The 10430-nt window shown below is 52.0% G+C and carries 8 protein-coding genes, 2 tRNA genes, 1 rRNA gene, 4 pseudogenes and 1 riboswitch; of the genes and pseudogenes, 12 read left to right on the top strand and 3 right to left on the bottom strand.

The window, feature by feature from the left end; genetic code table 11:
* Positions 1-214 precede the first annotated feature (214 nt).
* A complete protein-coding gene (locus VU18_RS07575; protein ID WP_011231255.1) occupies positions 215-1837 on the top strand; it encodes a bifunctional UDP-sugar hydrolase/5'-nucleotidase in 1623 nt (540 codons plus the stop codon).
* A gap of 169 nt (positions 1838-2006) precedes the next feature.
* Here VU18_RS07575 and pepT read toward each other — a convergent pair whose 3' ends face one another.
* Positions 2007-3242 (bottom strand): peptidase T, encoded by a 1236-nt coding sequence (gene pepT / locus VU18_RS07570; RefSeq protein WP_011231254.1) that lies wholly within the window; start codon positions 3240-3242, stop codon positions 2007-2009.
* 302 nt (positions 3243-3544) lie between these two features.
* Between pepT and VU18_RS07565 the strand changes: the two genes are divergently transcribed.
* Entirely contained in the window at positions 3545-4762 is a 1218-nt protein-coding gene (locus tag VU18_RS07565; RefSeq protein ID WP_020279619.1) for a threonine synthase, read from the top strand.
* Between the two features lie 85 nt (positions 4763-4847).
* A riboswitch (FMN riboswitch) is annotated at positions 4848-4980 on the top strand.
* A 126-nt stretch (positions 4981-5106) separates the two neighbouring features.
* Complete coding sequence (locus VU18_RS07560; RefSeq protein WP_075261450.1) at positions 5107-5721, top strand: ECF transporter S component; 615 nt, start codon at positions 5107-5109, stop codon at positions 5719-5721.
* A 44-nt stretch (positions 5722-5765) separates the two neighbouring features.
* Here the strand turns inward: VU18_RS07560 and VU18_RS07555 are convergent, their stop codons facing one another.
* On the bottom strand, positions 5766-6380 hold the full coding sequence (locus VU18_RS07555) for a sulfite oxidase-like oxidoreductase (protein WP_047757891.1): 615 nt from the start codon (positions 6378-6380) through the stop codon (positions 5766-5768).
* 332 nt (positions 6381-6712) lie between these two features.
* Here VU18_RS07555 and VU18_RS07550 point away from each other — a divergent pair.
* From VU18_RS07550 to VU18_RS07535, 5 genes and pseudogenes are all read left to right on the top strand, one after another.
* A pseudogene (locus tag VU18_RS07550) lies at positions 6713-7177 on the top strand (5-oxoproline transporter, DUF969 family subunit); the annotation flags it as partial.
* Positions 7177-7281, top strand: a pseudogene (locus tag VU18_RS17910) (5-oxoproline transporter, DUF979 family subunit); the annotation flags it as partial. The pseudogenes VU18_RS07550 and VU18_RS17910, both read left to right, overlap by 1 nt.
* Before the next feature lie 29 nt (positions 7282-7310).
* Positions 7311-7958, top strand: coding sequence for a pyroglutamyl-peptidase I (gene pcp, locus VU18_RS07545; protein WP_013523781.1), 648 nt, complete (start codon positions 7311-7313; stop codon positions 7956-7958).
* A 41-nt stretch (positions 7959-7999) separates the two neighbouring features.
* Positions 8000-8239 (top strand): annotated as a pseudogene (locus tag VU18_RS07540) (transporter, sodium/bile acid symporter family protein); the annotation flags it as partial.
* 136 nt (positions 8240-8375) lie between these two features.
* Positions 8376-8714, top strand: a pseudogene (locus VU18_RS07535) (DUF6044 family protein); the annotation flags it as partial.
* Positions 8715-8758: 44 nt separating this feature from the next.
* Here VU18_RS07535 and VU18_RS07530 read toward each other — a convergent pair.
* Positions 8759-9391, bottom strand: a complete 633-nt coding sequence (locus tag VU18_RS07530; protein WP_020279622.1) for a DUF2238 domain-containing protein — start codon at positions 9389-9391, stop codon at positions 8759-8761.
* Positions 9392-9698: 307 nt separating this feature from the next.
* Between VU18_RS07530 and VU18_RS19685 the strand changes: the two genes are divergently transcribed.
* The 4 genes from VU18_RS19685 (at position 9699) to VU18_RS07515 (ending at position 10407) form a co-directional block, all read left to right on the top strand.
* Positions 9699-9788, top strand: coding sequence for a putative holin-like toxin (locus VU18_RS19685; protein WP_021322622.1), 90 nt, complete (start codon positions 9699-9701; stop codon positions 9786-9788).
* A gap of 342 nt (positions 9789-10130) precedes the next feature.
* Positions 10131-10247: ribosomal RNA gene (rrf, locus tag VU18_RS07525) — 5S ribosomal RNA — on the top strand.
* Positions 10248-10256: 9 nt separating this feature from the next.
* Positions 10257-10331, top strand: a tRNA-Val gene (locus VU18_RS07520).
* A 4-nt stretch (positions 10332-10335) separates the two neighbouring features.
* A tRNA-Ala gene (locus VU18_RS07515) sits at positions 10336-10407 on the top strand.
* The last annotated feature ends 23 nt before the right edge of the window (positions 10408-10430 follow it).

Genomic DNA, 10430 nt, shown 5'->3' with positions numbered 1-10430 from the left:
CCGCCCCACGGCAGGCTGTCCATCGAGCTAAAAAAGAAAGGCTGTCCGATCAACAGACTCTATCGGGCGGTCTTTTTTGTTTCTGTTGTTCTCAACAGTCAGTTGTGAATTTACAAAATATTTACGAAAAATCATCCTTTCTGCTCTATCATTGTACTGACTCGCAAGGATATAATGGGAGTGAACGAGAAGGCGAGAGAAAGGGGAACCGGGAATGAAGAATTCCAAACGATGGGGAAGACGGGTGCTATCCGCATTGGCTGCTGCAGCGGTGCTGGCCGCGGCTCCAGTTGGGGCGGCAGGGAACGGGAAAAGCAAGGGGAAGCCGCCTGCTTCTTCGCACCGTTATATTGAGGTGCAGCTGTTAGGCATTAACGACTTCCACGGCCAGTTGAATGTGACGAGAAAAGTCGGCGGGCGGGAAGTTGGACGGGCTGATTATTTAGCCGCTTATTTGAAACAGCGGGAGGCGGAAAACAAAAATACGCTGCTCGTCCATGCCGGCGATGCGGTTGGCGCCAGCCCGCCGGTATCGGCGCTGCTAGAGGACGAGCCGACGATCGAAGTGCTCAATAAGCTCGGCTTTGACGTCGGCACCCTTGGCAACCATGAGTTTGATGAAGGAGTAGCGGAAATGCTCCGCTTGATCCATGGCGGATATCACCCGGCGACCGGCGATTTCGCCGGAGCAGATTTTCCGTACGTGAGCGCCAACGTCGTTGATGCGCAAACGGGAAAGCCGATTCTCCCGCCATATGTGATTAAGCGGGTCAACGGCATGCCGATCGGATTGATCGGCGTCACGCTCACGGAAACACCAACGATTGTGACGCCAAGCGGCGTCGCGGGAGTCAAGTTCATCGATGAAGCAACAGCGATTAACAAAGCGGTCCGGGAACTGAAGAAAAAAGGGGTGCAAACGATCGTCGTTCTCGCCCATAACCCAGGCGTATCCAATCCGGATGGGACAAACGCAAGCGGGGAAATTGTCGATATCGCCAAAAATGTCGATGATGAAGTCGATGTGATTTTCGCCGGTCATAACCATGCCTATTTAAATGCGGTTGTGGACGGCAAGCTGCTCGTTCAGTCGTATTCGTACGGCACGGCGTTTTCTGATGTCGATTTGAAAATCGACCCGCGTACGAAAGACGTCGTCGCCAAAAAAGCGGAGATCGTGACGACCTATCATGACGGCATCACTCCGGACCCGGAAATCCGTGCCCTCGTCGAAAAATATGAAGCGAAAGTGGCGCCGCTTGTCAATCAAGTCGTCGGCACAGCAGCCGAAACGATCACCGATGAACAAAACGAAAGCGGCGAGTCCGCCTTGGGCAATTTGATCGCCGATGCCCAGCGGGCGGCGATGAAAACCGATTTTGCCTTTATGAACCCGGGCGGCATTCGCGCCGATATTGAACAAGGCGAAGTGACGTGGGGCGAATTGTACAACGTTCAGCCGTTCAACAACCAGCTCGTGAAAATGACGCTCACCGGCGCGCAAATCCGCCAGCTTTTGAATCAACAATGGCAGCCAACCCAAACGCGCATGCTGCAAATCTCCGGCCTCCGCTATACATGGAGCGCCAGCAAGCCGGTCGGAGAAAAAGTCATTGACATTCAGCTTCCTGACGGCACACCGCTAAAACCGGACGCCGAGTACACGGTGACAGTCAACAGCTTCCTCGCCGACGGCGGCGATGGGTTCACGGTGTTGACGCATGGGACAAACCGCGAGGTCGGCCCGGTCGATTTGGATGCCCTTGTCTCGTATATTCGCGGTCTTGAGCAACCGTTCTCAGCACGGATCGAGGGGCGGATCAACCGGCTTCCGTAACAGGTGTTGACCGAGGAAAAAGGATGGAAGGGCGAACGGTCGCTTATCTAATGAAGAAGGTGTCCCCAAAAGACTCGGGACACCTTTTCTTTACTCCTAATGGGCGGGCTTGCAGCCGCTTGTGCTTGGACGATCGAAAAAAGATCGTTCAAGAGAGTTTTTCCGCAGATCAAGATGCTTTTTGCTCGAACAGCTTGATGATCTCCACGATCACTTCGGCCGCTTTCACCATATTGTCGGCGGAAATGTATTCGTAGCGGCCGTGGAAGTTTTCGCCGCCGGCGAAAAGGTTCGGCGTCGGCAGCCCCATGTAGGAGAGCTGCGACCCGTCTGTACCGCCGCGGATCGGTTTCACCTTTGGTTCAATGCCCAAGTTCGTCATCGCTTCGTGGGCGATGTCAACAATGTGGCGCACCGGCTCGATTTTTTCGCGCATGTTGTAATATTGGTCGTTGATTTCGAGAGTGATTCGGTCGTTTCCATATTTTTGCGCAAGCGAAGCCGCGATCTCTTTCATTTTCGCTTTGCGAGCCTCAAACTGTTCGCGGTCAAAGTCGCGGATGATGTAATGAAGCTTCGTTTCCTCTACACTGCCTTGGAACGAAAGCAAATGGTAAAACCCTTCATATCCTTCCGTATGCTCAGGCGCCTCATGGGCTGGCAACTGCTGCTCGAACTCCATGGCGATTTTGATCGAGTTGATCATTTTTCCTTTCGCTGTGCCCGGATGGACGTTTTTGCCTTTGATCGTGATTTTCGCTTCGGCAGCGTTAAAGCTTTCATACTCCAATTCGCCAAGCGGCCCGCCGTCGACCGTGTAGGCAAATTGGGCGCCGAATTTGGCAACGTCAAATTTATGCGGCCCGCGGCCAATTTCCTCATCCGGCGTAAAGGCGACGCGCACTTTGCCGTGCTTGATTTCCGGGTGTTGAATGAGATAGTTCATCGCGGTCATAATTTCGGCGATTCCGGCTTTATCGTCAGCACCAAGCAGCGTCGTCCCATCGGTCGTGATGAGCGTATGCCCTTTGTAGTGAGCGAGCTCCGGGAAATCGTTTGGCGACAAGATGATGCCTTGTTCTTTGTTTAACACGATGTCCCCGCCGTCGTACGAGTCAATCAATTGCGGGTTGACGTTGGCTCCGGTAAATTCCGGCGCGGTGTCCATATGAGCCAAAAAGCCGATCACTGGCACGTTTTTGTCCGTATTGGCCGGCAACGTCGCCATCACGTAGCCGTTGTCATCGATCGTCACATCTTCCATCCCGATCGCCTTCAGCTCTTCGACGAGCATTCTCGCCAGCTCCCACTGTCCCGAAGTCGATGGGCACGTATGGCTGTTTGGATCGGATTGAGTGTTGACTTTCGCGTAGCGGATGAAGCGTTCGATGAGTTCCTGTTTCATTGGTTCATCTCCTTATGTATAAGTTTTTCTGGATCAGCGAATCATTCCGCCGATGCAGTGAGAAAAAAGAGGCGGTTTCCGTTTTATTTTACCATATGCGGCTTCAAACGGTAAAAAAGAGGGGACCATTTCCTACTTGGCGCTATGATGCCCCAAAGTTGGCGTACGGACGCTGCCATTACAGGCGCCGGCGGCAGAGGACGGTTATGGTATAATGAAAAGGCCAGTGTCTCGTCAGAAACGCGAAAGTAGGTGCTTCCTGCCTCGTGCGGATGAAACAAATGGAAAGGAGAAGCCAAACCATGTCATTCAGCTACGTGTCTCATCTGTATTGTCCGAAGTGTGAACGTACATACGATGTCGACCAAATCCATCAACTTTGCGAATGCGGTTCGCCGCTTCTTGTCGCTTACGACTTGGAGGCGATGCGCCAAAAAGTCAAGAGGGATGTGCTGAGGGAACGTGAAGCGAATTTATGGCGTTATCATGAGTTGCTGCCGGTAAAGCATCCTGAACATATCGTGTCGCTCGGCGAAGGGATGACGCCGCTTGTGCCGATGCCGCGCTTAGGACGGGAAATCGGCATTGAAGCGCTCTACATGAAAGACGAAGGGGTTATTCCAACAGGGACGTTTAAAGCCCGCGGCGCGGCGGTTGGGATTTCTAAAGCAAAGGAATTGGGCGTCAAACAGCTCGCGATGCCGACAAACGGCAACGCGGGAGCGGCGTGGTCGCTATACGCGGCGCGGGCGGGCATTCAGGCGACAGTCGTCATGCCGGTTGAGGCGCCGGAACTGACGCGAAAGGAATGCGCCATCGCTGGGGCGGAATTGTATTTCGTCAACGGCCTCATTAGCGATGCCGGGCAAATCGTCGCCAAAGCGATCCGCGAATACGGCTGGTACGATGCGTCGACGTTGAAAGAACCGTACCGGATTGAAGGGAAGAAAACGATGGGGCTGGAGATCGCCGAACAATTCTCGTGGCAGCTCCCGGATGTCATTTTGTATCCGACCGGCGGCGGCGTCGGGTTGATCGGCATTTACAAGGCGATCAAAGAACTGCAGGCGCTCGGCTGGGTGGACGGCCGCATGCCGCGGCTGGTCGCTGTGCAGGCCGAGCATTGCGCGCCGATCGTCAAGGCGTGGAAGGAGAAAAAACGTGAATCGGAGTTTTGGCCGAACGCCCATACAGTGGCGTTTGGCATCAATGTGCCGAAAGCGCTTGGCGACTTTCTTGTTCTTGAGGCGGTGTATGAGACGGACGGTTGCGCTATTGCCGTCAACGATGAAGCGATTTTGGCTGAACAGCGGACGGCAGCCGAACTCGAAGGGGCGTTCATTTGCCCGGAAGGAGCGGCGGCGTTTGCGGCGGCCCAAAAGCTGCGCGAGAGCGGTTGGATTCGTGATGGGGAGACGGTCGTCGTGCTCAACACGGGGACGGGATTGAAATACGCCGATTTGGTTCAAGTCGCCCCACCGGTGCTCGAACCGGAAGATTCGCTTCCGATGCGGGAATAATCAAGCCGCAAGCAAAAAATCGTAGACAAATCCAAAAAGGAATTGTATACTAAATTCATCGGAATAATGAAAAAACGGATAAGCGATTCATCTTCGGGGCAGGGTGAAATTCCCGACCGGCGGTGATGAGGCGCTTGGCCTCTCAGCCCGCGAGCCGCAAGGCAGGATCCGGTGCGAGTCCGGAGCCGACAGTATAGTCTGGATGGGAGAAGATGAAGGTTTGCCGGCGTTCGTTTTGGCGCATGCGAACGTCTAGTTGCGCACACCCTTTTTCTCCCTTAAGCCTCGTTCGGTTTAAGGGAGTTTTTGTTGGCGCTCGCGGCGGCAGCCTTCTTCTTGTGAGGATGAATCACGAGAAGGGGAGGAGAACAAACATGAAACGCATTTCCATCCGCGCCTTTGTCGGCATCGGAGTGTTGGGCGCCATGGCGCATGTGCTCATGATGCTCAACTTTCCGCTGCCGCCGTTTCCGAACTTTTTGCTTGTCGACTTCAGCGACATCCCGGCGCTTGTCGCCGCGCTGTTGTACGGCCCGCTCGCCGGCGTGGCGGTCGAACTCTTGAAAAACGTGTTGAACTATGTTTTTGTCGGCAGTGCGACCGGCGTTCCGATCGGCCAAATCGCCAACTTTACCGCTGGGGCGGCGTTTATTTTGCCGGTTTCCTATATTTATGGGAAAGCCGCATCGAAAAAAGGCTTGCTGCTGGGGTTGGCGGCGGGAACAGTGACAATGGCGCTCGTCATGAGCGTGCTCAACTACTACGTCTTTATGCCGGCGTACACCCTTTTCCTTGGCGCTCCGCAGATGAGCGCGCCGGAAGCGAAGGCGTTGGTGGTATCGGCGATTTTGCCGTTTAACGCCGTCAAAGGAGCGATGGCGGCCATCGTATTTCAGCTTCTCTTTTGGCGTCTTCGTGCTTGGCTTGAGAAACAAGCGGCATCCCGCCAAGCCGCTTGATGATCAAAAAGCGAGGGATTTCCGACCCCTCGCTTTTTGCTTTGTCAAAAGCGAATCCGCGGCACCCACTCGGCAAACCGCTCCTCTTTAAACGGATTGGCGGTCATCGAATAGCCGCGCTCCTCCCAATAGCCCGGCTCATCTTCCTTCATAAAGCGGATGCCCGACGCCCATTTCGCCCCTTTCCATAAGTAAAACGTCGCTGGCGGGATGAACCGGAGCGGATAGCCGTGCTTCGGCGAGATGTCCTGCCAGTCGTGATGCTTGTCTTTCCATCGATAGACAAACAAGGCATCGTCGCCCATGAGCGCCTCAAGCGGCAAGTTCGCCGAATAACCGAACCGGTCGCCGTTTAAATATCCGTAAATTTTCACGTATTTCACATCAGGATCTAGCTCCACAAAGCGCAAAAACTCGCGGAAGGCGATGCCTTCAAACGTCGTGTCGAATTTTGACCATGTTGTGACACAATGCATATCGATGGTTGAAACCGTCTTCGGCAGCTGCATCACTTCTTGATACGACAGCGAAACTTCCTCTTTCACATCGCCGAACAATCGGAAATTCCACGTCGCTTCATCGAATTCGTACACATCGCCCTCATGCAAAATCAGCCATTTTTCCGTTTCGAATTGGCCGGGAGGGAGTTGTTTGGTCATGGTTGGCACCTCCTTTTTCTGCTAAATTTCTCTTAATTATTCATGATACAAAATAGGGGCAAGGGATGCAACGAAGAGGGGGCTTGATGTATCATGACGGGTTCGGTCAAGTTGATGTTTTATTTTGTAAAGTAAATTTTCGGTAAGTATTTATTGATTTTTAATTTTTCTCAATTATATAATGATAATAACAAATTTGAAACTATTGTTCCGAAATGTGGAACGACAGATGGAGGAGAGGGGGATGCCGACTAAGAAATAGAGTGGGGTGAACGACGTAACGATTTGTATTAACATTTGCCGTAAAATGTGCTGGAGAGGAGAAGAGAAACATGGTGCTCATTGGAGTGTTGATCGTCATCATCGGCTTCATTGTTCGCATTAATCCACTTCTTGTCGTGACAGCGGCTGGATTGGCGACAGGATTGCTCGCCCATCAATCGCTGTATGACATTATTGAACAATTTGGAACAGCGTTTACGACCAACCGGTATATGGCGGTGTTCATCGCCACATTGCCCGTCATCGGCATTTTGGAACGTTTTGGATTGCGTGAACAGGCAGAAAGTGTCGTGGCGAAAATCAAAGCCGCGACAACAGGACGAATCTTGACCGCTTATTTGATCATCCGGGAAGCGGCTGCAGCGGCTGGGCTTACTTCCATCGGCGGCCATGCTCAAATGGTTCGTCCGCTCGTCGCTCCTATGGCAGAAGGAGCGGCGGAAGCGAAATACGGAAAACTGCCGGATCATGTCCGGGATGACATTCGCGCTCATTCCGCAGCGGTGGACAATATTTGAAAGACAAAAACCACGTGATTCGCGTGCAAGTGCCGACAGCGTTGATTCTGTTGGCGTTCAACATCGCTGCAATGTATGTGGTCACTCTCATGGATTTATAATCCGATAACGGGAAAGGACTGAAGATACGATGAAAAAAGTGCTCGTGACCGGATTTGATCCGTTTGGAGGAGAAACGGTGAATCCATCGCTGGAGGCGGCCAAGCAAGCAGCCGGATGGAAAAACGATCGGTATATCGTTGAAGTTCGGGAGATTCCAACCGTATTTGGCCAATCATTAGAAATCTTGCATGATGCAATGAAGCAAGTGGATCCCGATATTGTGATTTGCGTCGGACAGGCGGGAGGGAGAGCCGATATTTCCGTTGAAAGGATAGCGGTGAACATCAATGATGCCCGCATTCCCGACAACGAAGGTCATCAGCCGATTGACGAACCCGTTGTTCCAGGCGGGCCTGTTGGCTATTGGTCAACTTTGCCGGTCAAAGCGATTGTCCATGAGTTGAGGCGTCACGGCATACCAGCCTCTGTCTCTTATACAGCGGGAACGTTTGTCTGCAACCATGTGTTTTACGGATTGATGCATTATATTGCCCAAGTGAAGATGCCCATTCGGGCCGGATTTATCCATATTCCGTATCTGCCGGAACAAGCAGCCCGGCATCCAGGACAGCCTAGCATGGCGTTAGAAACGATTGTGAAAGGACTGCGGATTGCCATTGACGTGACGGTCGAACGTGAAGAAGATATCCAAGCGGTTGGCGGGCAAATTTGTTAAGGGGGATTCGTCCAGTTGCCTTTGACTTCAGCCTGCCCCTTCTGCTCGGCATGGATTTGGCTAAACAAAAAGCGGTCGCCATGGAGGTAGGAATGCAAAACTCCGGATTGAGCGTGGCAATTGCCACAGCGAATTTTTCACCCTTGGCGGCTGTTCCAAGTGCGATTTTCAGCGTGTGGCACAACAATATATATATATCCGAAGCGATCCTCGCGGCGATTTTCAGCCGGAGGGAAGAGAAGGACCATCTGATAGGATTAAAGGAAAAGTCAAGGGTGTAGAAGCAGGTGTAAACAGCGGTTTTGTAAGAGAGAGGCCGCTGTTTTCTATTGTGTATTGTAGTGGGGAAGCTATCTACCATAAGTTGTCCTTAATATTTTAAGATAGGTGTGCATAGAGAAAATAGAAGGGGCAAAATACAACAACTTTTATCCGCTGTCATACAAATACGAGTTCCGCAAAATCATTGAACGTGAACTGGAAAAAAGCAAAACGATCCGCACATATTTTGACGAATGGGGCGGGCGTTGCTATATTTTTACAGCAGAACTTGGAAAACGGTATATGTTTACAAAACAGTCGAAAAAACGGCTGAAGAACTTGCAGCTGAATACAGAACAGTTGAAAAAAATGGGCGGCCGCTATATTTTCTCGGCGGTTCCGATTGACAATGCGGCGGAAAATGGACTCGTGTTGGACCGTGTATTCACGTCCGATGAGTCGGCGTGGACGATTTATTTGTATAAGGTGAATTGAAAACAGCGGCTTCTCTTGAAAAGAGAAGCCGCTGTTTTACGAGCCTAGCTACGGGGCTGATCCAACCGCGCAAGTTGCCGGTCGTGCCACCTTGAGAGCAGCCATAGGGCAATCAGTGTCCCAATCAATGTGCATACCATATCCCATTGGGTGTCCCAAATATCGCCTTGTGTGCCCAAAAAGTCTTTCGATGCCTTTCCTCCTTTGGAGATGATGGAGACGAGCCATTCGATGATTTCATACAGGGCGGCGATGGCGAGCGACATGCTTGTGACGATCGTGAAAAGCCAAGGGCCGCGCGACAGCGGCGTTTTCCGCAGCGCAATCTCCCTTAGGACGAGGGCGAACGTCCCTTTGAGGAAATGGCCAAACCGGTCGTAATGGTTGCGTTCGAAATGGAACGCATCTTTGATCCAGTTAAAAAAAGGAACTTTGGAGTAAATATAATGGCCGCCGATCAACATGAGGACCGCCAGCATGGCGATGATGACATACGACATCGTTGTCAGCCGGAAACGTTGATACAGGGCCATCACGATCACAAGCCCCACAAGCGCTGGGGCGACCTCAAGCGCCCACACCGCATAGCTGGTTGGACGAATGGCCGACCAAACGAACACAGCAGCGACGATCAGCAACAACAGCCCATGAATGCGGGTTTGCCTTGCTTGTTCCACCTTTTTTTCTCCTTGGAACAGCGAGATTCGTCTATGATCATTATTCGGAAAAACGCGGATTTTATGCGCTTGATGAAAACGTCGGAGTTTCAGCGGGCTATAAGAACCAGAGAGGAAGGGGCCGTGAAGATGCGGCGCGAAGTAACAGGCAAGGTGGGGGGATACCTCGGGTAGGGAAACATTCCTAATTTTCAACGAGGACGCGAATGTATATTCGCATTTGTTTGATTTGATGGTATAATGAAACATGCACAGCCATATGCAGGGTGGGCAGTGGCCACTCCCTGAACGAAAGGGGGTGGTGCTGATGATGTCGATTGCCGACGCGCTGACGCTTATGATTGCGTTTGCGTCACTCATCGTCGCGGTGATCGCCGTATCCAAAGACAAAAAGTAACCCACCCTGCTAGGCCGAGGCGAGGGTAGGTTACGATGCCCGAGGCTTGGGCCACTGCGCTTCTTGCAGCGGCTGTGTATGGACAGGGCATTGGTGGCCGCCAATGCCCTGCTTTATTGTACGTTCCTTCTTCTTTATTATACGCGTATAAAGAAGGGGATGACAAGAACTTTAGAGAAAGGGACAGTGAAGATCGAAAAAAATGAAAAAGAGGGTTGACTCTTTCATTTTTTTATAGTAAATTTTACATTGTCGTTCCGATTCTGAAGGAACTGAAATATAAAGATACAAAAAAACTTGACAAACTTTTGGATTGCTTTATAATAGAAATCGTCGCCATTGCCTAGTGGTGATAGCGGAGGGGAAACACCCGTTCCCATCCCGAACACGGAAGTTAAGCCCTCCAGCGCCGATGGTAGTTGGGGCCAGCGCCCCTGCAAGAGTAGGTCGCTGCTAGGCAAACAACGTGGAGTATTAGCTCAGCGGGAGAGCACCACGTTGACAGCGTGGGGGTCACTGGTTCGATCCCAGTATACTCCACCATCATGGGGCGTTAGTTCAGGGGGAGAACGCTTCGCTGGCAGCGAAGAGGTCAGGGGTTCAAATCCCCTACGCTCCATTGTATGCGGTCGTGGCGGAATG

It is taken from the genome of Geobacillus sp. ZGt-1 (assembly GCF_001026865.1).
Taxonomy (GTDB): domain Bacteria; phylum Bacillota; class Bacilli; order Bacillales; family Anoxybacillaceae; genus Geobacillus; species Geobacillus thermoleovorans.
The sequence above is the reverse complement of the archived record's forward strand: the minus strand, read 5'-3'. Positions and strand labels throughout refer to the sequence as shown.